The organism is Flagellimonas meridianipacifica (assembly GCF_003001695.1).
GTDB classification, from domain to species: Bacteria; Bacteroidota; Bacteroidia; order Flavobacteriales; family Flavobacteriaceae; genus Flagellimonas; species Flagellimonas meridianipacifica.
In genome coordinates this window covers 2024198-2049111 of the sequence record NZ_PVYX01000001.1, presented here as the reverse complement: position 1 = coordinate 2049111, position 24914 = coordinate 2024198, and the positions used below count along the sequence as shown (strand labels likewise).

Genomic DNA, 24914 nt, shown 5'->3' with positions numbered 1-24914 from the left:
CAAATGGGTTACAAAAGCTACAAAAACATTTTTAAGTAATTCAAAATCAATTATTTACATAATTATTTAAAACGCGCGTAAAAATTCCGATAAATCATCCTCTGGGGATAGACCAAGCTTTTTTCTAAGCCTATTTCGACTCATTTTTACAGAAGCAGGGTTGATGTTTTGAAGTGTGGCAATCTGCTTGGTGTTCAAATCAAGCTTAATAAAAGAGCACAAACGCACCTCGGTTTTGGTCAAGCCTTCAAATTTTTCGTGAAGTCTATTATAAAAAGAACTGCTCAGTGCATCCACTTTTTGATAAAAGTCATCACTGTTTTTATTCACCCATATCTTGTTCTTTATTTCTTCTTCAAGAAGTTGGAGTTCCTTCAACCTTTTTCTTCCGGTAGCAGCCTTTAAAGAATCTAACCTCACGGCCAAGGATTCTGCCCACTCTTGGTTGTTCGAAATGTTTACGGCCAGTGTGGTCAAGTCCTTTTTTTTGAATTCAATTTCGGAATTCAACAATTCGTTCTCCACTTTCTTCAACTTTAGGTTTTGCCTGTGTTTCCAATACAAAAAACCCAAAAATGAAATAATTCCCAGACTTATAAGTAGGGTGTAATAAAACTTTGTACTCTGTTTGTTCAAATCTCGTTCATGAGCTACCTGCTGTTCTGTTTGAAGTTTATGATACTTAATGCTATCGGCCAGTTGTTTTTTTTCAAACTGATAGTTCATTTCTGCCTTGGTGATTTCTTGTGCCTTTTCGTTATTCAACAATGAATCCTTAAGAATAGTCAATCGTTGATTGAAACGTAAGGCTTCCTTATAGTTTGCAAGTGCTTCGTACACTTTGCTCAAGCAATCACAAGCTAAACTTTGATAAATTAGAGCTCCAGAAGTTTCAGCCATTTTAAGCCCCTGCGTACAATCTTCCTCGGCTAAGGAAAACCGCTTCATTTCCCAGTGATTTAGACCACGGTAAATCAAAGTGGTCGCCAGCCCATCATCATCTTGAATTTCTTTTTTAATTCGAACCCCGTCATTTAAAAGGGTTAAAGCCTTATTGTACTCTTTTAGTTTTGAATACTCTATGCCTAAATTGGCATAGGCTCTTGAAAGGGAACGTTTGTCTCCAAGTTCTTCACTTATGGCCACACTTTTATCTAAATTTTGAATGGCCAACTTGGAGTCTCCCATTAGTGAATAGACCAGACCAATGTTGTTGTAAGCTGCGGGTAGGCGGTTTCTTTGACCCAGTTTTTCTTTTATATCCAGACTACGATGATAGTAATCCAAGGCTTCAGATGGGTTTTTTAAATCATTGTGCACATTTCCCAAATTGTTCAACGCTCTGGATATCGCCCCACTATCTTTTACTTTTTCAGAAAGTTTTAGCGACTTTAAAAGATAATCCTGGGCCTGGAGATAATCTCCCATTTCGTAAAACACGGTGCCAATATTGCCCAATGAAGTTGCGATTGCCTTTTCATCATCCAGTTCTAACAACAGTTCATGACTTGTAAAAAAGTATTCGTGGGCTTTTGTAAACTGTCCTTTTTCAGCATGTGTAATCCCTATCCATTTATTGGCCAATGCCTCCCAATTCTTATCCTTGCTTTTTTTGGCCAAGGCAAGTATTCCTTTTCCAGTGCGGCGTGCACTATCCATATTTATAGGCAATTGCATACGCAATAGGCTGTAACCAGCTTCAAAACGGAGAGTGTCAGGTAGTTCGGAATCTACGAAAACAGTTTTTAGACTATCTATTCCTTTTTTTTGGCCATGGGTAACAAAAGTAAAACCAAAAAAAAGCAGCCACACTGCGATGTATCGGTTCATTTGATGGTCAGTTTTCCTATTAAATGTAAAAAAAATTACAAAAAGACTGACCTAAGTATTTAAAAGCAAGCAGAGTATACAATAAATGGTAAGCTTGAAGATAAACATGATCTAAAGAACAATACGTCTTTAAAAACTGAACTTAATATGGTAACAAAAATGAGTTTTTATGTTTAACCTAATTCCCTAGTAAACCTGCCAAATCATAATTCCACACATTGATTGAAACACTGATTATTGCTTGCTTTTTTTAAATCTCGGGTGATTTCTATCTAACTCATAGGTAATAGAGTATTCCAGTGCTGTAATTCAATTAAATTTCCTTCGGGGTCTCTGGCATAAACAAACGTTATTTCGCCAACGTCATCAACCTTTTTCTTGGTAATCTCCCCAAATGACTTTCCTCCATATTTTATAAGGTCTTCAAGAACCTCTTGCACATTATCTACTTCAAAAGCAATATGAGCAAATCCTCTCTTGTTGGGCAAAATCGCTTTTTGATTTTCAATGGTTCTGTGTTGATAAATCTCCAAGGTGGGTCCGTTTTCTCCATGTCCAGGAAGTAATAGATGTGCCCCCTCCAACTGGGCATCTTTTAATCCCATTCCTTTCTCAAGCCACTTACCGGATTGCCTTCTGATTGGAGGTATAAGACGACATTGAAATACTTCTACATAAAAGGCTACAAGTTTTTTCCAATCTGCACTAACAATATTTGTATGGGCGTATCTCATCATTTCCATTCTAATTTTTTGAAGTCAAAAGTGATTTCGTTTTTAGAATCCATTTTTAACAATATTCGGAATAAATTCGGATTTAGTTTACTCCATTGAAACGCATTTTAATTTTTAGAAGAATTCTCTATCTCCCTTAATAAAGTTTTAGCTTTTTCACCAAATTTCCCGTTTGTATCCAGAACTATACTCTTTTGGAGTAAATCCTTAGCCTTTTCTTTATCTCCTGCCTTCAAATAGGCTTCTGCCAAGTTTTTCCATGCATTTGCAGAATTTGGGAATAATCGGGTAACAAAAGAAAAAACACCTATCCCTGCCTGAATTGCGGGCATTCTGCCACTACCTACCAAATGCGTCCCTGCTTTACTAATTTCAGTTTCAAAATCAAAAAAATCGTATCTCGGGTCTTTCACCATTTTGGGTACCTCTTTATCCAATTGTTCTATATCACCCCTTACGAATAAATCTGTAATGAACCGCATGGGGTTGGGTTTAAAGTCCCTATCAGAAAAAGCCAGAGCAGCATTAAGTACAGGATCCTTGTTGGTTGAGTACTCTTCAAAACTTATGTCAACTGGAATAGCCGGCGCTAACCATTCCTCGTTTTGCCATGCAGGTTTATCTTGCCACCAGGCAAACGATAAAGAAACTGGTAGCAGGCTGTTAGGTAAAATTACTGGTCGGCTATCGCCATAAAAATTAATGTTTTCGGATGTCGGCTCGCCTAAAAAAATGGTATTGGTATAGTTGTGCAACTCATTGACCAAATTTTGACATGCTGAAAAAGTTCTTCTACCAATAATAACAAAAAGACTTCCAACCGTATTTATCTTCTTGTTCTCAATGATTTTTGTAACAAGAGACCTATTCTTGAAGTTGTTGCCTCCTCCATTTAGTCTTACATCAATAATTAACTTTTCAACTTCTTCCTTTTCTATAAAATCAAATAAGCGCGAGTAAAAAGACTCCATACGCTCATTCGGATCGTCTTCAATTTGGCTGAGTCTAACGAATACCGCTTTTTCTTTAGGCAAGTATTCCAAAAAATACAGCTTATCCAGTTGATCTAAATACAAAGGAGTTGTATTTTGATCTCTTGCATCCAACCAATTTTCGTCTTGTAATATATAACCATATCTTGAAGGGACCACTTCACCCGCTGGTAATGATTTGAACTCACGCTTAAACGTTTTTCCGTCTTTTTCCAAGGTAAACTCAACAGAATTCCGAAGCTTGTCCGTAATTCCCTGTGCATGGATGACTTCCATAACTCCCAACATATTTATCCCTCTCGCTTTAAAAAATTGAAAGTTCTCCGCACTTACCACCGGGTAAATTTTTTCCAGGGCCTCTTTAATGTTTAGACCATTGATTTCTAAAACTCTAGCTCCTAAGGCATCTTTGTAATCCTTGTGAACCCCTTGCACATAAATACCATCTGAAAATTGGTAGAGGTTTAGTGGCAGAAAGTGAAACTTGAAGGGTTCCAAATTATATCCCACAGCCATATGGCCATATTTAAACAATGCGATAATTCGAGATAGCCCAACTATAATTTCATGATTTTCTAAAGAAGGAATACGGTTGTACAATTTTTCAACTTCGGCATTGAAAGTTTCCTCTGTAGTTTTCACAAATAAAAAGGGGTAATCTTCATGCACTGTTTTTTGTAAAAACCTAAGGTCCTTTTGCCAATCTTGTGCAGTTGGACTTTTTTTAGTTTGAGCTGATATCTGTGAACAGAATAAAGCAAATAGTATTACGTTAATCTTTTTCATGATTTATTAGTATTAATTTTTTCGGTTAAAAAAGTTGAGAAATAGTTAACTCCAATTTTTATTACCTCCTCGTCAACTTCGAATTCCGAAGTATGGGGCAAAGCATGGATTCCTTTTTCTTTGTTTGAAGCTCCCAAAAGAAACATTACCCCAGGCACTTCATATTGATAGTAGATAAAGTCTTCATTGGAATACGGCACCTGACCGTAAAAGTGTTGTACATTTTCTTTACCATGTAAATCCTCTAATATGAACAGGCTTTCGCTAGTCAACTTTGGGTCATTTATAACTGTTGGTCTCTCAGCTGTAAATGATGTACCGATATAAAACTCTCCATATTCAGAATCTAAGACCTGATTCGTAATCTGTTTTGAAATAGAATCCAATCTTTTGGAGTCTGTTTCATAATACGTGCATTCGAATGAGGTGGTGTTTTTTTTATGTCGAGTGGAAACATTTGAACCTAAAATGAAATAATCCTTGTAAATCGTATTCGGATTAGCGAGACCTTTTTGAGAGTCTGTTAGGTAATCCAAAGACCAAGGTTCACTATTGGTTTTATAGCGCGTAAATCCTTCCAATACTTCTTGGAAGAAATCACTGAAGGCCTCTGGGTCAATAGTATTTTCAAATGTCAACTTAATTCTTCTCTGATAGGCGAACAGTTCATTGGGCTTGGAACTAACGGTACCAATTTCAGTGGGAAAAACATGAAGTCCAAAAATTTCATCTGGTTGAATTTCTTCGAACAACCCATCTTCTATCATTGATTTTGCTCCCTGGAAAGACTCTTCTGCTGGTTGGAAAATAAAATATAATGTACCCTGGATATCATCTTTACATTTAGAAAGCACATTGGCAATACCAAGGGCAATAGATGTATGCACATCATGTCCACAAATATGGGCTACCTGGGGTTTATGGTTAAGCTTATTCTCGAACGCATGAAGCGCAGCATCCATATCGGCACGCCAAGCAATCTTCCTCCCTTTTCTGTTTCCGTTTAAAATTCCAACCACGCCATGACCTCCAATACTTGTTTTGACCTCTAGGCCTAAATCCAATAAATAGTCTTTCACAATTTTGGACGTCCGCTCTTCTTTTCCTGAAAGTTCTGGATGGTTGTGCAAATCATTCCGTATGGCAACGAGTTCATTAAAAATCTCGTCGGACAACTGAATCCTGTTCTTCAGGTCCAAGCATTTTTTGGCGGGACCATTTAAAGCAAAGAACATCAGCAAACAGCAAGTAATCGCAGGTTTAAGGTTCATCTTTTTTTGTTTTAAAAAGGCAGTAAAACATGCCTGTATTTTGAAATCACTTTCCAAAGAGAATTCAAAAAACAAAGCATCGCTAAAAAGAGTGACGAATCGGTGTTTTTGTTGATGAAGAAGTAAGCAGAGGGCCCAAATTGTAGATTTTAGGGCTAAACCAGTAGGGAGGATTTTATGTGCTTATAGTAGGTATTTGATAAAGGAATCTCCAAATCATAATTAAATTCAATTCTTGCATTTTGTGAATTGCCTTTTATCTGTTTTACGCTAGAAGTATTCACGAGATATGACCTATGGCAATACTGTAAAAAAGGGGCTTGTTCATTAATCGAGGCCAAGGTGTTTCTGAAAATAGTATGTTGCACACGGTTATCCTTTTCGTAAAAAATCTCTACATAATTCTCAGATGATTTGACAAACAACAACTTGTGCTTTTGAATTTTTATTCTTTCTCCTTTATTGGTGCCGAACAACTCGATTTCCTTCAAAGGTTCCGGAGTATGCAATTCTCCAAATTTGTTTCTGAAGTAAATAAAAAAGGGCAACAGTACCAGCATGATTGGAATCATGGAACTTCGGAAAAACCATATACCGTGCTGAACATATTCTTTTACTCCTAAATCTTGAATAAAAAAATCATTAAGAAAAACCTGATTGTATAAATGAATGGGAATACTAACGAAAATTACCAAACAAATGAATGAAAGCGCTTCATGCTTAATGGTCCACTTATTGTTGAAGTATCGATAGCTCAACGTTTCCACCCTTGAATAAATGAAATAACATATGGAAAATACAAGACCAAAGCCTCCTAAAATCAGATGCTTATAATTTGATTGAAAGCGATCAGTATCAAACGGTCCCAAAAAAATCATGATAAGCGCAAGTATACTTCCTAAGACAAGTGCAACCACCAGTTGATTTTTATAACTGAAATTAAAAGGAGTGGTTTTGTTTAAAAATTTAATCATTTATCACACTTCTAAAACACTTTTGCTATCTACCTCATCAGTTTTATGAAGTGATGAATATAAACTTTTATCAAAAAATGGATGTAAAAAAACACATTTGAAGAAACAATTAATGTGTATCCCAGGTGAGGATTGGATATACTTTTAAAGCTCCGCTTTGAAAATAGTTCGAACAAAAAAACGCTCAAGTAAACTTGGCGTTTTTTCTTTTCGAACTACTTATTCGTGACCCAGGGAGGATTCGAACCCCCAACCCTCAGAGCCGAAATCTGATATTCTATCCAGTTGAACTACTGGGCCAATTATGTTATGAACTTAGTTTTGCCTTTACAATAGAGGAAATTGTTTTTCCATCGGCTTGTCCCGCCAATTCTTTAGAAACTATTCCCATCACTTTTCCCATGTCCTGCATACCGGATGCACCAATGGAATCTATAGCTTTTACCACGGCTTTTTCAATATCCGCTTCGCTTAATTGCTCAGGTAGAAACTTCTCAATTATGGCGGCTTGGGCTAATTCCGGTTCTGCTAAGTCTTCCCTTCCCTGCTCTGTAAAAATAGTGGCACTATCTTTTCGTTGTTTTACCAGCTTTTGTACCAATTTTATCTCATCTGCCTCAGACAATCCTCCGGAAGCACCTTTTTCGGTACTTGCCAATAATAAAGCCGATTTGATGGCGCGCAAAGCCTCCAAAGCCACAGTATTTTTGGCTTTCATAGCGGCTTTCATCTCCGTTATCACTTGTTCCTGCAAACCCATTCTCATTCAGTTTAGGGCTGCGAAGATAAAAAAATAAACCCGAAAGTTTTACAACTTCCGGGTTTAAGCTTTCCATATAAAATGGATGCTTTTTAAACACTACTAATCAACATTATCGTGTAAGAATGAGTTATTGGAACGCAGTTGCATTTCATCGTTGCTATCCTCACTCAACGTGGTCCTAGAGACTTTCTGCTCTGTAGGTGTGTCATTTAAATCAACCCCCTGTCTTTTGTAGGCAGGTTGTTTCTCAATTTCATCAATACTGTTTCGATTGTTCTGAAATTTGTAATTGAAGTTTTTTAGCTTTTTTCTACGCTCATCAGCTCGTTCCGCCAGTAGGTCATTTATGGAACTGTTCATAGGGTCCTTACTGTTCTGAGGTACATTCTCATTTTCCGGCTTACCCTCAATTTCCAAAGTCTTTTTTTCAAGTACCAATTCATTATCCACCAATTTGGGCTCATGGGTCTCGGCAACTGATTTAGCTCCTGTCAATTGGGTTTCCAACTCCATGTACTCTTCAAGATTGTAACGAGTCTCTCCTTCTTTCTTGAATTCCAATACTGGACTCACTTCTACATACTCGTTTACCTCAATATCATTCACATCACTGTCCAAATCAAAGACTATAGTATTCTCAGACTCTTCCGTCACAGGTTCATTGATGGGCATGTCGAAGGTAAGGGCAAACTGGTCTTCTTCTTTCTTTGGAGAAACCACCTCTGGGTCTACCACCTCTATATTGTTCAGAATCTTCTTGGCTTCAATAATGACAAAGTCGTCCTCCACATTTTCCGGAACTACTTCCTCATAAAACACATTGAAGTTCCTTATGTATTTTGTACTGGGAATTAAGTCCATGCCTTGATTGCTAACCATGACCTCCTCTTCAACTTCATCATCCATATCAAGAGTATGCCTCACTACCGGTGTAGGTTCAACAACCTCGGCCTGTACCTTTATGTCTTGTATTGAAGTGGATTGTGTTGTAAGCTCCTGCTCGGCAGTTTGCTCATCTTCCAGGGTGTAGAATACTTTTTTGGTTTCCGTATTCACTATTTCATCCTGCTGGTCAGCATGAAAACCCGTGGCTATTACCGTTACTGCAATAGCATCACCTAAATCGTCGTCTTCACCAACACCCATAATAATGTTGGCTCCATGCCCCGCTTCAATTTGGATATAATCGTTGATTTCCCCTATTTCATCTATAGTGATTTCTTGTGTACCAGAAACGATGAGCAACAATACGTTTTTGGCACCATTGATTTTATTATCGTTTAACAATGGAGAATCCAATGCTTTCATAATAGCTTCACCTGCCCTAGCTGAACCAGATGCCGTGGCAGAACCCATAATGGCGGTTCCACTATCTGATAAGACTGTTTTAGCGTCGCGTAAGTCAATGTTTTGGGTATAGTGATGCGTAATTACTTCGGCAATACCTCGAGCTGCAGTGGCCAAAACTTCATCCGCTTTGGAGAAGCCCGCTTTAAATCCAAGATTTCCATAAACTTCCCTTAACTTATTGTTATTGATAACAATCAAAGAATCCACATTGGAGCGTAATTTTTCTATCCCCAACTGAGCTTGTTTGTTTCGCATGGCACCTTCAAATTGAAAGGGAATCGTGACAATACCTACGGTCAAAATATCCATTTCGCGGGCCAATTTAGCAATCACAGGTGCCGCACCTGTGCCCGTTCCACCACCCATTCCTGCTGTGATAAACGCCATTTTTGTAGTACTTTCCAACATAGCCTTGATATCTTCCATACTCTCCAAAGCCGCTTGTTCCCCAACTTCTGGGTTGGCTCCTGCACCAAGTCCTTCGGTTAATGATACACCTAACTGAATTTTGTTGGGAACTGAACTGTTCTGTAAGGCTTGCGCATCGGTATTGCAGATTACAAAATCTACACCATTTATACCGGCTAAAAACATGTGATTGATGGCATTGCTACCACCACCTCCTACTCCAATTACTTTTATAACGTTGCTTTTGTTCTTGGGTAAATCAAAAGCTATGTTGTCAAATTCGGTGCTCTTACTCATGTCGTTCTTTGTATTGTTTATTTTTTTGTTGCTCAAAAGGGTTATTATTCCGCGTTGTCCAAAAAGTCCTTCAACTTTTCAGACCATTTATCGAAAATAGATTTGCGCTCTTTATTGTAGGTGCCTGAAGTCTGTGCTTCAGATACTTCATGCTCCACCAATACCTGTTCCTCCTCCATGGACTCATCCATGGTATTCATATTCTTTTTTTGACTTTCAATGGCATTCATCAACAATCCCACTGCTGTGGCATATAATGGACTGGCAATTTCTTCATCAGAATCTCCTGCTAAATGCTCATTGGGATATCCTATCCGAGTATCCATTCCGGTAATATATTCCACCAACTGCTTCAGGTGTTTTAGCTGACTTCCGCCACCAGTTAATACAATGCCGGCAATCAACTTTTTCTTTTGTTCTTCGTGACCATAGTTTTTGATTTCCACATACACCTGCTCAATGATTTCCACAACTCGGGCATGGATTATCTTTGAAAGGTTTTTCAATGTGATTTCTTTCGGTTCACGACCTCTTAATCCAGGAATGGAAACAATTTCATTGTCCTTGTTCTCTCCCGGCCAAGCAGAACCAAACTTCATCTTCAACAACTCGGCCTGTTTTTCGATGATGGAACAGCCTTCCTTGATATCTTCGGTAATCACATTTCCACCAAAAGGAATTACAGCGGTATGTCTGATAATACCATCTTTAAAGATGGCCAAGTCTGTAGTTCCACCACCTATATCGATTAGGGCTACACCTGCTTCTTTTTCTTCTTGGCTCAGTACTGCATCTGAAGACGCTAAAGGTTCCAATGTAATGTTCCCTAGGTCCAGTCCGGCACTTTTAATGCATCTACCAATGTTTTTAATGGAAGAAACTTGACCAACAACTACATGGAAATTAGCTTCCAGCCTACCACCATACATTCCTCTGGGCTCCTTGATTTCGGATTGACCGTCAACTTTATATTCCTGTGGAAGTACATGGATGATTTCTTCCCCTGGAAGCATGACCAACTTGTAGACTTGATTGCACAACTTATCCAAATCATCATCGCAAATAACTTCTTCAGAATTGGAGCGGGTGATATAATCGCTGTGCTGAAGACTTCGAATGTGTTGACCGGCAATACCCACTACAACAGAACCAATTTTTAGTCCGGCATTGAGCTCAGCCTGTTCCACTGCCTGTTGAATGGAGGAAATGGTTTGGGTGATATTGTTCACCACGCCACGATGAACTCCCAAACTTTTTGATTTCCCAGTTCCTAGAACTTCGATTTTACCGTATTCATTTTCCTTACCAATAATTGCCACAATTTTGGTAGTTCCAATGTCCAATCCAACTGAATAATTACCTTGTTCCATACTTTAAATTTTGGTGCAAACCACTTGATTGTTGAATTCGAGGCTTACCACTGCATATTTCTCCAAAGAGTTGTCCTTGGTCGCCTTTGCATAGAAAGCCATGAAATTTTTAAACTTTTCATTTAGATTATCCACTCCACCCAGATTGACCACAAAATTTTCCATTCTGAATCGCAGTTGATAGTTTCCTTCTTCTTCAACATGGATACCAATCACATTTTTTCTAAGAAAGTCATCCGCGTTGATATAGTTTAGAATTGTGTATGCATCTTCCAATGTTTTACCCGTGATTTTTCCCGTAATGATGGGAACACGAGCAGAATGATGTTTTGACAATGGCATACGTTTTCCAACGTCATCCAAGTAAAACTTTGATGCGCCTTCTATTCTTCCAATGGGTTTTCGCTGAACAATCTTAGAAACAAGCTTGCCATCTACCGTGAAATAGATTTGGGCTTTTTTTACCATATCGTTGGACTGAATTACCTTCTCTATGGTATTCAAAACTAATTGTTCTTTAGTCCTATTTTTGACGCTGCCGTAATTTTGTATTAACAATTTATTAACTGAGGCCTCATCAATAAATAAGTCATTGTCTCCCAAGAAGTTGACAGATATTTCTTCTACTTCTCTTTGATTGCTCCTATAATCTGAAAAACCATAAAGTCCAATCACACATAGGATTAAAACTGATAGTTTTAGTATGTCCCAATTAACTCGCATACGCCAATTCTTCTTTTATTTTAGGTACTTCCAGACCAATATCACCAGCTCCCATGGTGACCAATATCTTGGTCTTCGTCTTTTTCAATTCATGAATTAGATTCGATTTATCCACTAATTTTTTATTCGGGTTTTTAATCTTTTCCAATAACCATTCTGAAGTCACCCCCGCTATTGGTTCTTCACGGGCGGGGTAAATGTCCAACAGCAGTACCACCGTAAACTTTTCAAGACTGCGGGCAAAATCATCTGCAAAGTCTTGTGTTCTCGAAAACAAATGGGGTTGAAAAACGGCAGTTACCTCCTCACTAGGATACATCTCACTAACGGCATCAAAAACCGCGTTGATTTCAGTAGGGTGATGTGCATAATCATCTATAAACACCAAACCTGCTTCTTTAATTTGATAGGAAAATCTTCGCTCCACACCTTTAAAAGTTTCCAAAGCCCCAGCTAAACGGTGCAACGGACAACCCGCATGCACCGCCATTGCAAAGGCAACTAATCCATTGAGCAAATTGTGCCGTCCAGGTTGATTGAAGCGGGTTTTTTCCAATCTTCCCTTGGGCGAGATCAAATCAAAAATGTAGGTTCCATGTTCAATTTTGATATTTTCTATACGATAATCAGAATCATCTTCAATTCCGAAAGTCATACCTTCCAAAGGCAGTCCATTCTTTACAAAAAGGATACCTCCAGGTTTTATTTTTTTTGAGAAATCACCAAAAGTCTTTTTTAATTCTTCTGAATCCCCATAAATGTCCAGATGGTCGGCATCCATTGAGGTAATGCATGCCACATCGGGTGATAAGTGTAAAAACGAGCGGTCGAATTCATCTGCCTCAACTACGGAATATTCCGTTCCCTCCAATAAAAAATTGCTATTGAAATTTTCGGAGATTCCGCCTAAAAATGCCGTAATCGGCATTCCGCATTCATTAAGCAAATGAGCCAAAATGCAGGAGGTTGTTGTTTTTCCATGGGTTCCAGCAACGGCTAAGCAGAAAGTGTCTTTGGTGATGATACCCAAAACCTCCGCCCGCTTTTTAATCTCAAAACCATTTTCTCTAAAATATTGGTGTTGCGAATGGGTTTCGGGAACCGCAGGTGTGTACACAATCAAAGTATTTTCTTTTGATTTGAAAGATTCTGGAATCAAGTTCAAATCATCCTCAAAGTGAACAGAAATGCCATTTTTTTGAAGTTCCTTGGTGATAGGAGACTCCACCTTGTCATAACCTACCACTGTCTTACCAACATGCTTGAAATAAAGTGCCAAAGCGGACATACCAATACCACCTATACCGATAAAAAAGACGTTATGGATATCTTTCAAGTTCACTTTAGCAGTTTTTCTATTTCGTCCACAATATGTTCTGTCGCCTCAGGCAAGGCCATTTTTTTTATGTTTGCTCCAAGTTTTTCCTGTTCTTCTTCAGAAGCCAAAAGCTTTGAAAAAACAGAGTCAAACTTTTCATCTAACTCGTTTTCTTTTAAGACCAGTGCTGCATCCTCTACTTCCAATGCTTTTGCATTTTTGGTTTGATGGTCTTCCGCCACATTGGGTGAAGGAATAAATAGCACAGGTTTCCCTACTAAGCACAATTCAGAGACAGAACCTGCACCTGCTCTGGAAATAATGACATCTGCAGCTGCATAGGCTAAATCCATTCTATTTACAAAGGCTTTCACCTTGACAGTTCGAGAATTATACTTTTCATAATCCTCTGAATATAACTTCCCACATTGCCATAGCAATTGAACTCCTTGAGTTTCAAAAAAGCTAAGTTTGCTTTCAATAAGTTGGTTTACTCTACGCGCGCCCAAACTTCCTCCTAAAACCAAAATCGTTTTCTTGCTTGTATCAAGTCCAAAAAATGAAAGGGCCTTCTTCTTATCCGTATCGATACTTACTAAATCTGCACGAACGGGATTCCCTGTTTTCACGATTTTTTCTTTTGGAAAGAATCGCTCCATATTATCGTAAGCAACGCAAATCCGATTTGCTTTTGCCGCCAGTAGTTTGTTGGTAATACCGGCATAAGAGTTTTGCTCTTGAAGCACATAAGGGATGTTGCGACCAGCTGCCTTTTTAAGCAATGGCCCACTCGCAAAGCCTCCCGTGCCAATGGCAACATCGGGGTTAAATTTTTTGATTATGTTCCCTGCCCTAATCAAACTTGTTATCAGTTTTAGTGGAAACATTAGGTTTTTCCACGTTAATTTTCTTTGTAATCCACTTATCCAAAGGCCTTCTATTTTGTAGCCCGCCTTTGGCACCTTTTCCATTTCCATTTTATCCTTTGCTCCCACAAACAGAAACTCTGCTTTAGGATACCTTCGTTTTAGCTCATTTGCTATGGCAATGGCCGGATAAATATGTCCACCTGTTCCCCCTCCAGAAAGTATGAATCTATAGCTGCCCACTTAATACTTCCAAAGGGTTACTTTCATCCATATCATAAGATTCCTCCTCCAGATTTTCCTTTTTATTGCTGGCGCTCAATACAATTCCGATGGCCATACAGGTCATCCAAATAGACGTTCCTCCCATACTTATTAGGGGAAGAGGTTGTCCCGTGACTGGGAATAATTGAACTACCACAGCCATATTGATAAAGGCTTGGAACACGATTGGCAATCCAACCCCTATGACCAACAATTTTGAAAATATCGTCTTGGCCGAATTCGCCACAACCACAATCCGGAACAGTAACAACAAATAGAAAAACATCAGGGCTCCTCCACCCAACAAACCGTATTCTTCAATAATGATGGCAAAAATGAAATCCGAGGTACTCTGTGAAAGCATATTTTTTATGACACTTTTCCCAGCTCCTTTTCCGACGAATCCACCTTCGGCAACCGCAATCTTCGCCAAAGTAAGCTGATGCAAATCGTCACTATCTGCTTTCTCTGGGCTCCAAAAAGTTTCTATTCTCGATTTCCACGTACCTGCACGTTGTGGGAGCATCTCTGGCGCCTTGAAAAGCACAAAAAGAAACATGCCTCCCAAAACCAATCCAACCCCCATCATAGAGAACAGATATTTTAATGGGTAACCTCCTAAAAAGCACAACACCAATACCAGAAAACAAATGATAGCAGCCGTAGAAAAGTTTTCAGGCAAAATCAGTAAAACCACCAACGCAGTCGGCAGCCAAAGGGGTAAAATGCTTTCTTTAAATGTGATTTGTGTGTCCTTTATCTTGGTCAAATACCTTGCTATCCAAATCATCAAGACCACCGATGCCAAGGTGGACGTCTGAAAATTGACACCAACAAATGGAATCTTAATCCATCGGTTTGCGGTTACCCCGCCTATTCTGGTTTCTACGGTTAGCGTATAGGCCAACAGAATCAATACAATAGGTAGGGCGATTATGGAAAGCCCTTTGAAATAGTGGGTTGGAATACGGTGTACCGCATAGATAATACCAAATCCAAGAAACAAAAGCACCCCATGTTTTACCAGATGCCCTAAAGTTGTTCCGTCATCATTAACATACACCAAATTGGTACTAGCACTGTATACCGGCAAAAATGAGAAGAGCGCCAAAAGAGCAACTACGCCCCAAATGGCTTTATCTCCTTTCAAATTTTTCAGCAATGCCAACATCCTCTTACAGTCTTTTTATTTCTTCTTTAAATTGATTTCCCCTGTCCTCATAGTTTTCGAACAAATCAAAGCTCGCGCAAGAAGGTGAGAGCAATACACTATCCCCTCGTTCTGCTATTTTATAGGCTACTTTCACTGCCTCTTGCATGGAATAGGTCTCCACCATTAATTCTATCACGTTTCCAAAAGCATCTTTGATTCTGGTATTGTCCATTCCCAAGCAAATGATGGCTTTTACCTTTTCGCGCACCAAAGGCATCAATTCTGAATAATCATTTCCTTTGTCCACACCACCAACTATCCAAACTATGGGTTTCTTGATGCCATCCAAGGCATAATACGTAGCGTTTACATTGGTTGCCTTGGAATCATTGATGTATTCCACATGATTGATTTTCAAAACTTTCTCCAAACGATGTGGCACCCCTTGGAATGTCTGAATACTTTGACGAATGGTTTCCTTCCGTACATTGACCAAAAGCGCGGCCAGACTTGCTGCCATCGTGTTCTTTAGGTTGTGTTGGCCTTCCAAGGCCAAAATATCTGTGCTCATTTCCAAGGTTTTATGTTCTATTTCAATTATTATTTTATTGTCTTCTATCCAAGCTCCAGTTTCCAATTTTTGCTTTATGGAAAATGGTACTAATTTGGATTGAATTGGGAATTTTTTGAGTCCTTCGGCTATAACAGGATCGTCTGCATCATAAATGAAAAAATCATTTTCCGTTTGATTCATTGTTATTCGGAACTTCGAAGCGACATACTTTTCAAACTGATTATCATATCGGTCCAAATGGTCAGGAGTAATGTTGGTCAAGATGGCAATGTGTGGTTTGAACTGTTGAATACCATCCAACTGAAAACTGCTGATTTCCAATGCATATAGGTCAAAATCTTTTTCTGCAACCATTTTAGCATAGCTATCCCCAATGTTACCGGCCAATCCTACATTCAATCTTCCATTTTTCAGCAAATGATGGGTCAACATAGTTGTAGTAGTCTTTCCATTGCTACCAGTGATTCCTATAACAGTTGCCTCTGAAAATTGAGAAGCAAACTCCATCTCAGAGATTACTGGAATCCCCTTTTCCTTCAATTGCTTCACTAATGGCACCCTATCCGGAATTCCGGGACTTTTCATGACAACATCAGCTTGAAAAACCCTATCTCCAGAATGCTTTCCTGACTCCCATTCAATCTCAAAATGTTCAAGAACTTCTTTATACTTTGGTTGTATCTCCCCTTTGTCCGATACAAAAACTTGATACCCCTCTTTTTTTCCTAAAATGGCCGTTCCCACTCCACTTTCACCACCTCCTAGAACCACCAAACGTTTCATTTACCTCACCTTTAAGGTCACAATGCTGATAATGGCCAATAGAATTCCTATAATCCAAAATCGTGTGACTATTTTACTCTCGTGGTATAATTTCTTTTGATAGTGGTGATGCAATGGAGCCATGAGGAATAAGCGCTTTCCCTCCCCATATTTTTTCTTTGTTCTTTTGAAATAGCTCACTTGCAACATAACTGAAACCGTTTCGGCAAAGAAAATTCCGCAGAGCAAAGGAATCAGCAACTCTTTTCTAACAATTATGGCAATCACCGCGATAACTCCTCCAATGGTCAAACTACCTGTATCGCCCATAAAAACTTGGGCGGGATATGCATTGTACCAAAGGAATCCAACCAAGGCTCCTACAAAAGCCGCAATAAAAACCACCAACTCACCGACTCGTGGCAGGTAGAAAATGTCTAGATAATCGGAAAACTCAATATTACCAGAAACCCAAGCGAAAATGCCCAGCGTAAGCACGATTATGGCCGATGACCCAGCAGCCAAACCGTCAATACCGTCCGTAAGGTTCGCTCCATTGGAAACCGCAGTAACAATTATGATTACCACGGGAATAAAAATCAGCCAAGCGTAATCTTCAAAACCTTCTCCCATCCAAGTAATGATTTCTGCATAATCCAACTCATTGTTTTTGAAGAAAGGGACATTTGTCCTTACCGCTTTTATTTCTTCGCCATATACCTCTTCCACTTTGAAGTTCTCTGTAATTCGAGTGGAATCTTTTTCTTTAATGGTTACCGCGGGATGGAAATACAATACTGCTCCAACGATGAGTCCCAAACCTACTTGACCCATCACTTTGAATCTTCCTTTTAATCCCTTTTTATTTTTTTTGAAAATTTTGATGTAGTCATCGACGAATCCAATAATACCCATCCAAACGGTCGTAATAATTAAGAGGATTACATAGATGTTTTTAATATCTGCAAACAATATGACAGGAAGCAAGGTAGACATGATGATAATCAAGCCACCCATGGTTGGCGTGCCCGCCTTTTGTTGCTGACCTTCCAGCCCTAAATCACGGATACTTTCACCTATCTGTTTCGCTTGAAGGAAAAGAATAATGCGCTTTCCATAAATCATTGCAATCAATAGGGACAATAGGACAGCCATAGCCGAACGGAAAGTCAAGAATTGAAACAATCCCGCTCCCGGCAGTTGATATTGTTTTTCCAAGTATTCAAACAAATAGTATAGCATCCTATTATTTATTCAAGCTTTCCAAAGCTTTTTGCAATTCTTTATAATCATCAAAATCCGTTCGTACCCCCTTGGTCTCCTGATAGGTTTCGTGTCCCTTTCCAGCTACCAGAATGATATCATTGCTAGCGGCCAATTTGCAGGCTGCCTTAATGGCTTGTCCCCTATCTTCAATGGACAGTATTTTTTTGGTGTTTTGAGGCTCCACCCCATTTTCCATCTCCTTAATAATATCCATGGGAGGTTCACTTCTGGGATTATCTGAAGTGAAAATCGCCTGGTCGCTCATTTCTGAGGCGATATGACCCATAACCGGACGCTTCGACTTGTCACGGTCACCACCACACCCCACAACGGTGATGACGTTTTCATTTCCAGTCCTCAATGCATTGATGGTAATCAATACATTTTTCAGTGCATCCGGCGTATGGGCATAATCGACAATAGCCTTTATTTTGTCTTTTGAAATAAAATATTGGAATCGCCCATCCACTGTTTCCAGTTCGCTGATTAGGCGTAGAATTTCAATTTTATCCAAGCCCAACTCACAAGCGGTGGCATATATGGCCAATAGATTATAGGCATTAAAATCTCCAATAAGCTTCGTCCAAATTTCGTTCTCATCAATTTTTAGAAGCTGACCATCAAACTGCTTTTCCAAAATTTGACCTCTATAGTCTGCATAAGATTTTAGAGCATAGGTCAACTTTTTCGATTTGGTATTCTGCAACATGACCAAACCATTCTTGTCATCCACATTGCTAAGACAAAAAGCGGATTTAGGAAGATCATCGAATAACTTCTTCTTCGTATCCCGGTATTCAGCGAAAGTCTTATGATAGTCTAAATGATCGTGGGAAAGGTTAGTAAAAATGGCACCTGCAAAATGCAACCCCTCTGTTCTTTTTTGATGAATTCCGTGAGAGCTTACTTCCATGAAACAAAACTCCACGCCCTCTTCATTCATTTGGGACAAATACTTATTTATGGAAAGTACATCTGGAGTGGTATGTGTTGCCGGATATTGCTTATCATGAATCATGACCCGTATTGTGGAAAGCAGACCCACTTTATATCCTGCCTTTGTAAACAAATCATACAAAAGTGTGGTTACGGTGGTCTTACCATTTGTTCCTGTAACACCCACCAACTTTAGATTTTTGGATGGGTTTTCATAAAAATTGCTCGCTATAACGGCTAAGGCACTATTACTGTTGTCCACCTTTAAGTAAGTGACTCCATTTACCATTAACTCTGGAAACTCTTCACAAATCACCGCAATAGCTCCAGATTCCACAGCTTTGGAAATGTACTCATGTCCATCGGTAATTGTCCCGCGAACGGCAACAAAAACATCGTCCATTTCCACTTTTCGTGAGTCAAAATGAACCTCATTCACCATTATGTTGGTACTTCCACTTACCGCGGAAAGACTTACACCATATAATATGTCTTTGAGCAACATCATGATAGTTCCAACACAATTTTCGTGACTTTATTCAATGCAGTTCCTTGTTCAACCGACTGGTTTTTTACCTTTCCATTGCCTCTTATTTCCACCTGTAATCCCAAATTTTCCAAAAGAGAAATAGCATCCATACCACACATTCCTTTTACATTGGGAACTTGGTTGTACTCCTTGCGGACTTTTGCATAGTATTGTTGATAATCCTTTTCCAATTCCTCAGACTTAGGCATATCGTCATCTACTTCATCCACAACAGGTGAAATCGTATGTATTTTTTGTGCCATCGATTTGAAAACAGGTCCAGATACATCTGCCCCATAGTACCCAACACTTTTATCGGGTTCGTGAATTACTACGATACAGGAATACTTTGGATTGTCTGCCGGAAAGTATCCTACAAAAGAGGAAATATACGCTAGCTTATCAGGGTCTTTTGCTACATAGTTCTTTTGGCAAGTCCCCGTTTTCCCTGCCATGCTAAACTCGGGAGAGTATAAATCGTGACCGGTACCAAAGTCTTTTTCCACAACATCCTTCAAAAGTTGCTGGACTTGCTTCACAGTTTCTTTAGAGCAGATTGATGGATTGATAACTTCTTTATCAAAGGCCTTTATGACCTTATTACCGTCTTTGACCGATTTTATCAATTTGGGCTTGATAAACATCCCATCGTTTGCAATGGCATTATAAAATGCAAGTGTTTGCAAGGGTGTCATGGAAACTTCATACCCATGTGACATCCAAGCTAAGGATATTCCCGACCAACCCTTATCCCCAGGATAGCGAATAACAGGTTTGCCTTCACCAACAATGGGCAACCCAAGCTCGTTGTGCAAATTCATATTCATTAAACGGTCCACAAAGCGTTCCGGTTTTTCCTTGTAGTTTTCATGAATCAGCTTCGCAAAAGCGGTATTCGAGGAAAGTGCAAAGGCCTTTGCAAGTGATATTTTTCCATAGCCACCCCAACGTGAATCCCTCACAACCCTGTCATACACTTTGTACCGACCCTTTTCCGTATCAAACACGCTACTGGTATCCACGACTTTGTCTTCCAAAGCTGCAATCAAAGACATCAATTTAAAGGTTGAACCAGGCTCATGCGATTCCCCGACAGCATAGTTTAACTTTTCATAATACTTTCCCTCGGATGTTCTTCCTAGGTTGGATATGGCCTTAATCTCGCCAGTCTTAGTCTCCATCACCACCACACTGCCATGGTCCGCCTTGTATTTTTCGAGCTGCTCCAGTAGAGCGTAGTGTGCAATATCTTGGATATTTATATCAATTGTCGAAACAACATCCCTACCGTCTTGTGGTTCCACGATGTTATCCAACCCAACGGGCTTCCATTGCCCTTTTGCAATTTTTTGTTTTAGCCTTTTCCCTTCTTTGCCACGCAAATAAAGTTCTCCGAAGGCGCCATCCATGCCTACCCGGGTGTAATATCCGTTTTCATCCACTCTTTCGTACCCAATGCTACGAGCTGCCATTTTTCCCAAGGGATACTCGCGAACCACCTTATGGGTTTCAATAAAACCTCCTTTATAAGGGCCCAGTTCAAACAGCGGAAATTGTTTGACCTTCACATAATCCAAATAATCCACATTTCGGGCAATCAATTTGTACCTGTTGCCATTGGCACGCGCCTTTCTAAACAATTGTCGGTAATATGAAGATGGTTTTTTGAATAAATGCGCCAAAGAATCTGACAAAGCAGGAACATACTTTTCAAAATTCTCGTCCGAAACCGTCTTAGCATCAAACCGAATTTCGTATTTGGGTACGGACGCCGCCAATAAGCTTCCATCGTGGGAGTAAAGATTACCTCGATTTGGCTCTATGGTGAACATCTTCTCGGTCTTGTTGAGAGCCAATTCCTTGTAGTCATTACCTTTGACCATTTGAATATCCACCAACTTGAACACAATGCCCATTGAAAAAATGAACAGAGCACCTGCTATCAGGTACAGTCGATTCATGATATTTTTTTCCGTAATGGCCATTAATTCTCAGACTTTACTTTTATTTTTTTTGGTGGATTTTTTGATGGTTCCAATCCAGCTTCTGCCATAGATTTCCGTATGGAGGATTCAAGCCGCATTTGCTGCACAGCAGACCTACCTTCAACAAACTCACTTCTCAACTTTCGTACTTCTTCATTCAGAGCTGCTATTTCATGTACCTTTTTATCGGCACGATGGCTACTGGAAATCATCAGGGCCGCCAAAAAAGAAGCGAATAGTAGAAAAAGCCAGTTCTTGGGAGCGTCTCCGCTTACCAAGAACTTTCCTTTTAAAATGTCCAATAATCCCTTTTTCATTTCCTGTTCCTTAATTGAATTCTATACTTCAAATTCTTTCGGCTATCCGAAGCTTTGCACTTCGTGCCCTATTGTTTATGGCAATTTCTTCAGCTGATGGAACAATCAATCCTCCTACTTTTTTTAGGGGAACATTCACGTTCCCATAAAAATCCTTTTCCGCTTCCCCTTCGAACTTGCCATCCCTTATAAACCTTTTCACCAGCCTGTCCTCCAAGGAGTGATAGCTTATCAAACTCAATCGCCCACCTGTTTTCAAAATGTTTGGCACCTGCAGAAGAAACTCTTTGAGTACCTCTATCTCTTGATTCACCTCTATACGAATGGCTTGATAAACCTGGGCCAGGATTTTGTTTTCCTTCGCCTTGGGCAGAAAAGGTCTTAAAACCGTTTTTAGCTCTTCTGTTGTTTTGATTGATGAATTTTCTCTTGCCGCAACAATTGCTCTGGCAATAGCTTTGCCATTCCGAAGCTCGCCATACCCCAAAAGAATCGATGCTAAGTTTTCTTGGGAATATGAGTTGACCACTTTGAAAGCCGACAACTCATCATCTTGGTTCATCCGCATATCCAAATCCGCATTGAAACGAATGGAAAAGCCTCTGTCCGCTTTATCGAATTGATGTGAGGAAACCCCAAAGTCCGCCAAGATTCCATCTACCTCCCGAATGCCATAGAACTTTAAAAATTGATTGAGAAATCGAAAATTCTGATTAATCAGTTGAAACCTGGAATCTTCAATGGTATTTTCCAATGCGTCCTTGTCCTGATCAAAAGCGAACAGCTTCCCATTTTCACCCAACCTTTTCAATATTTCCTTGGAGTGCCCGCCACCGCCAAAAGTGACATCCACATACACTCCATCTTCTTTTATCGCCAATCCGTCCACTGACTCTTTCAGAAGAACTGGATTATGGTACTCACTAGTCATCGTCAGCAAAAATCTCTTCCGCTAAATCTGCATAATCCTTTTCCCCTTCTTCAAGGACTTTTTCATACTTCTCCTTATCCCAAATCTCGATTTTATCAAAAACTGCATTCAATACCACTTCCTTGCCGATTCCAGCAAAATCCACCAAGTTTTTAGGTATTTGAAGCCTTCCTGAATCCCCATCAATTGTCACCTCCTTCATTCCCGCTACAAAATTCCTCACAAAGGCATCGTACTTTCTATTGATTTTACCCTTCTTCATCACCTTCTGCATCAACACATCAAATTCGGCTTTGGGATACAGCTCCAAACATTGTTGAAATACCGACCTCTTGATGACAAACCCATCTTGCAAAACAGGCAACAACTGATTCTTAAGGGAAATGGGTAACATTACCCTTCCCTTGGTATCAGCTTTGCAATCATGTTGTCCTATGATATGGGTCACTAGAAATCAATTGGTTAGTAATAACAACTCAAATATATAGATTTTATTTCCACATTTATCCACATAACTCCACATTTGTTAATAAATTCTCCACATTTATAGATGAATGGTAGGATTTTCGTGTTAAAACTGAAAAAACAGACATTTCTCTGATTGGCGGTAAGTATCTCAAGGGACATCAATACATTGTCCAGAAAAACCTTTGTTGTATGAATTGCCTATATTTGCCCTCCCAGACCAACTAACTTTAGATGGAAGACCAAATCATTCGAGAAGGCAAATTCAACTACATTGAGCAAGGCGAAGGGAAACCCATAATTATCCTACATGGTCTTATGGGTGGTTTGAGTAATTTTCAAGGTGTTTCTGAGCATTTTCCATCAAAAGGATATCAAGTTCTGATTCCTGAACTTCCGATTTACGATATGCCCATGCTTAAGACCACGGTAAAAAACTTTGCCAAGTTCTTAGAAGAGTTTATTGAATTCAAAGGATTAAAGGACGTTATCTTACTTGGAAATTCATTAGGAGGACATATTGGACTGCTCCACACCAAATTGTATCCTGAGATGGTCAAAGCTTTGGTGATTACAGGCAGTTCTGGACTTTATGAAAAAGCCATGGGCGATGGCTATCCCAGAAGAGGGGATTACGATTTTATAAAACAAAAGGCCCAAGACGTCTTTTACGACCCGGAAGTTGCAACAAAGGAAATTGTGGATGAAGTTTTTGCCACAGTAAACGACCGGATGAAATTGGTAAAAACCTTGGCCATTGCGAAGAGCGCCATTCGACACAATATGTCCAAAGATTTGCCCCATATGAAAACACCGACCTGTATTATCTGGGGAAAAAATGATACCGTGACCCCACCCGAGGTTGCAGAAGAGTTCCATGAGCTGTTACCCGATTCCGATTTGTTTTGGATTGAAAAATGTGGTCATGCCCCCATGATGGAACATCCCGTAGAATTCAATACTATTTTAGAAACTTGGTTGGATAACCGTAACTTCTAGCCATGAAAATCACTTCGGCCGAATTTGTAATGTCCAATTCAAATGTGGCCCAATGCCCCAAAGACGCTATTCCTGAATATGCTTTTATTGGTAGGTCCAACGTGGGTAAGTCTTCATTGATAAACATGCTTACTGAGCGAAAAAGCTTGGCAAAGACATCGGGAAGACCGGGAAAGACTCAGTTAATCAACCATTTTAAAATAAACAATAATTGGTTTCTGGTGGATTTACCTGGGTATGGTTATGCACGAGTATCCAAAAAGGACAAAAAAACCTTCCAAAAGTATATTACCGAGTATTTTCAAAAACGCAAACAGTTGGTGTGTGGTTTCGTTTTGGTTGATATTAGACACGACCCGCAAACCATAGACCTTGATTTTATGGAGTGGTTGGGCTCCAACGAAATTCCTTTTTCCATAGTTTTCACCAAAGCTGATAAATTGAAGCCTGGGGTAATTGAAAAACAGGCACAATCCTATCTTCAAAAACTATTGGAGGGAGTTTGGGAAGAAGCTCCACCGCACTTTATAACTTCATCGAGCAATAGAATGGGTAGAGAGGAACTTTTGGAATATATCGATGGCATCAATAAAGAATTCAATGCATCTTAACCACTACTTTTATTTCGCTCTTTAATGAGCTGAATCAATTCTTTAGACGATTTTAGTTCATTTAGTTCGTCTGTACCAATAAACACCTCCAATCCATTTACTCCTTCCACCAACACAATGGGAAAAGTAAACTTAGCCCCAAACTTGGATGCATATTTCTTGGTAAATTCATCTCGGTGCAAAAAAATCATATCATGCGTACTATCCTCTCGAAATTGCTTCCAAGTTCGGTTTTCGCTAATCACACCATAGGTGATATCACATAGATTGCAATCATAAGTAGATGGACTGAAGACCTTGTGCAAGCTATCCACAATGGCATTTTTTTTACCGGAGTTAGCGTTATATACGAAGACCAGTTTTTCACGAATTTTCTCATTCATGTTTCAAAAATACAATGGTTTTCAATGGTTAAGAGAGGATTTAAGTGTATTTTAATT

Annotated in this window: 22 protein-coding genes and 1 tRNA gene; 2 read left to right on the top strand and 21 right to left on the bottom strand. The window is 39.4% G+C overall.

Translation table 11 applies throughout. From position 1 onward, the window contains the following. Positions 1 to 66 precede the first annotated feature (66 nt). From CLV81_RS09410 to CLV81_RS09315, 20 genes are all read right to left on the bottom strand, one after another. Entirely contained in the window at positions 67 to 1830 is a 1764-nt protein-coding gene (locus CLV81_RS09410) for a tetratricopeptide repeat protein (RefSeq protein ID WP_106144755.1), read from the bottom strand. 272 nt (positions 1831 to 2102) lie between these two features. Then, positions 2103 to 2567, bottom strand: coding sequence for a VOC family protein (locus CLV81_RS09405; protein ID WP_158259106.1), 465 nt, complete (start codon positions 2565 to 2567; stop codon positions 2103 to 2105). 104 nt (positions 2568 to 2671) lie between these two features. Next, a complete protein-coding gene (locus tag CLV81_RS09400; RefSeq protein ID WP_106144753.1) occupies positions 2672 to 4342 on the bottom strand; it encodes a S41 family peptidase in 1671 nt (556 codons plus the stop codon). Next, a complete protein-coding gene (locus CLV81_RS09395; protein WP_146129868.1) occupies positions 4339 to 5613 on the bottom strand; it encodes a M20 metallopeptidase family protein in 1275 nt (424 codons plus the stop codon). Before CLV81_RS09395 ends, CLV81_RS09400 begins: the two co-directional genes overlap by 4 nt. A gap of 155 nt (positions 5614 to 5768) precedes the next feature. Then, positions 5769 to 6587 carry a LytTR family DNA-binding domain-containing protein gene (locus CLV81_RS09390; RefSeq protein WP_106144751.1) on the bottom strand — a complete coding sequence of 273 codons (819 nt, stop codon included), beginning with the start codon at positions 6585 to 6587 and terminating at the stop codon, positions 5769 to 5771. Positions 6588 to 6813: 226 nt separating this feature from the next. Continuing rightward, positions 6814 to 6887: transfer RNA gene (locus tag CLV81_RS09385), tRNA-Arg, on the bottom strand. 7 nt (positions 6888 to 6894) lie between these two features. Then, complete coding sequence (locus CLV81_RS09380) at positions 6895 to 7347, bottom strand: GatB/YqeY domain-containing protein (protein WP_106144966.1); 453 nt, start codon at positions 7345 to 7347, stop codon at positions 6895 to 6897. A 102-nt stretch (positions 7348 to 7449) separates the two neighbouring features. Continuing rightward, positions 7450 to 9405 (bottom strand): cell division protein FtsZ, encoded by a 1956-nt coding sequence (gene ftsZ, locus CLV81_RS09375; protein ID WP_106144965.1) that lies wholly within the window; start codon positions 9403 to 9405, stop codon positions 7450 to 7452. A gap of 44 nt (positions 9406 to 9449) precedes the next feature. Beyond that, entirely contained in the window at positions 9450 to 10775 is a 1326-nt protein-coding gene (gene ftsA, locus CLV81_RS09370) for a cell division protein FtsA (RefSeq protein WP_106144750.1), read from the bottom strand. Between the two features lie 3 nt (positions 10776 to 10778). Beyond that, positions 10779 to 11498, bottom strand: a complete 720-nt coding sequence (locus CLV81_RS09365; protein ID WP_106144749.1) for a cell division protein FtsQ/DivIB — start codon at positions 11496 to 11498, stop codon at positions 10779 to 10781. Then, positions 11488 to 12840: a UDP-N-acetylmuramate--L-alanine ligase gene (murC, locus tag CLV81_RS09360; protein WP_106144748.1), complete on the bottom strand. Its 1353-nt coding sequence runs from the start codon at positions 12838 to 12840 to the stop codon at positions 11488 to 11490. Before murC ends, CLV81_RS09365 begins: the two co-directional genes overlap by 11 nt. Then, positions 12837 to 13925, bottom strand: coding sequence for an undecaprenyldiphospho-muramoylpentapeptide beta-N-acetylglucosaminyltransferase (gene murG / locus CLV81_RS09355; protein WP_106144747.1), 1089 nt, complete (start codon positions 13923 to 13925; stop codon positions 12837 to 12839). Before murG ends, murC begins: the two co-directional genes overlap by 4 nt. Next, on the bottom strand, positions 13912 to 15117 hold the full coding sequence (locus CLV81_RS09350) for an FtsW/RodA/SpoVE family cell cycle protein (RefSeq protein ID WP_106144746.1): 1206 nt from the start codon (positions 15115 to 15117) through the stop codon (positions 13912 to 13914). The genes murG and CLV81_RS09350 overlap by 14 nt, the downstream gene beginning before the upstream one ends. Before the next feature lie 4 nt (positions 15118 to 15121). Next, entirely contained in the window at positions 15122 to 16456 is a 1335-nt protein-coding gene (murD, locus tag CLV81_RS09345; RefSeq protein ID WP_106144745.1) for a UDP-N-acetylmuramoyl-L-alanine--D-glutamate ligase, read from the bottom strand. Continuing rightward, on the bottom strand, positions 16457 to 17677 hold the full coding sequence (mraY, locus tag CLV81_RS09340) for a phospho-N-acetylmuramoyl-pentapeptide-transferase (RefSeq protein WP_106144744.1): 1221 nt from the start codon (positions 17675 to 17677) through the stop codon (positions 16457 to 16459). Positions 17678 to 17681: 4 nt separating this feature from the next. Then, positions 17682 to 19145: a UDP-N-acetylmuramoyl-L-alanyl-D-glutamate--2,6-diaminopimelate ligase gene (locus CLV81_RS09335; RefSeq protein WP_106144743.1), complete on the bottom strand. Its 1464-nt coding sequence runs from the start codon at positions 19143 to 19145 to the stop codon at positions 17682 to 17684. Then, the gene (locus CLV81_RS09330; protein ID WP_106144742.1) at positions 19142 to 21151 is read right to left on the bottom strand and encodes a penicillin-binding protein; all 2010 of its coding nucleotides are present in this window, start codon (positions 21149 to 21151) and stop codon (positions 19142 to 19144) included. The genes CLV81_RS09335 and CLV81_RS09330 overlap by 4 nt, the downstream gene beginning before the upstream one ends. After that, positions 21151 to 21468: an FtsL-like putative cell division protein gene (locus tag CLV81_RS09325; RefSeq protein WP_106144741.1), complete on the bottom strand. Its 318-nt coding sequence runs from the start codon at positions 21466 to 21468 to the stop codon at positions 21151 to 21153. Before CLV81_RS09325 ends, CLV81_RS09330 begins: the two co-directional genes overlap by 1 nt. Before the next feature lie 28 nt (positions 21469 to 21496). Further along, the gene (gene rsmH / locus CLV81_RS09320; protein ID WP_106144740.1) at positions 21497 to 22399 is read right to left on the bottom strand and encodes a 16S rRNA (cytosine(1402)-N(4))-methyltransferase RsmH; all 903 of its coding nucleotides are present in this window, start codon (positions 22397 to 22399) and stop codon (positions 21497 to 21499) included. Beyond that, entirely contained in the window at positions 22392 to 22847 is a 456-nt protein-coding gene (locus CLV81_RS09315; protein WP_106144739.1) for a division/cell wall cluster transcriptional repressor MraZ, read from the bottom strand. The genes rsmH and CLV81_RS09315 overlap by 8 nt, the downstream gene beginning before the upstream one ends. Positions 22848 to 23098: 251 nt before the next feature. Here CLV81_RS09315 and CLV81_RS09310 point away from each other — a divergent pair, with 251 nt between their 5' ends. Next, positions 23099 to 23863 carry an alpha/beta fold hydrolase gene (locus CLV81_RS09310; protein ID WP_106144738.1) on the top strand — a complete coding sequence of 255 codons (765 nt, stop codon included), beginning with the start codon at positions 23099 to 23101 and terminating at the stop codon, positions 23861 to 23863. A gap of 2 nt (positions 23864 to 23865) precedes the next feature. After that, a complete protein-coding gene (gene yihA / locus CLV81_RS09305; protein WP_106144737.1) occupies positions 23866 to 24474 on the top strand; it encodes a ribosome biogenesis GTP-binding protein YihA/YsxC in 609 nt (202 codons plus the stop codon). Here yihA and CLV81_RS09300 read toward each other — a convergent pair. After that, on the bottom strand, positions 24471 to 24857 hold the full coding sequence (locus CLV81_RS09300) for a GTPase (protein ID WP_106144736.1): 387 nt from the start codon (positions 24855 to 24857) through the stop codon (positions 24471 to 24473). The genes yihA and CLV81_RS09300 overlap by 4 nt on opposite strands. Between the last annotated feature and the right edge of the window lie 57 nt (positions 24858 to 24914).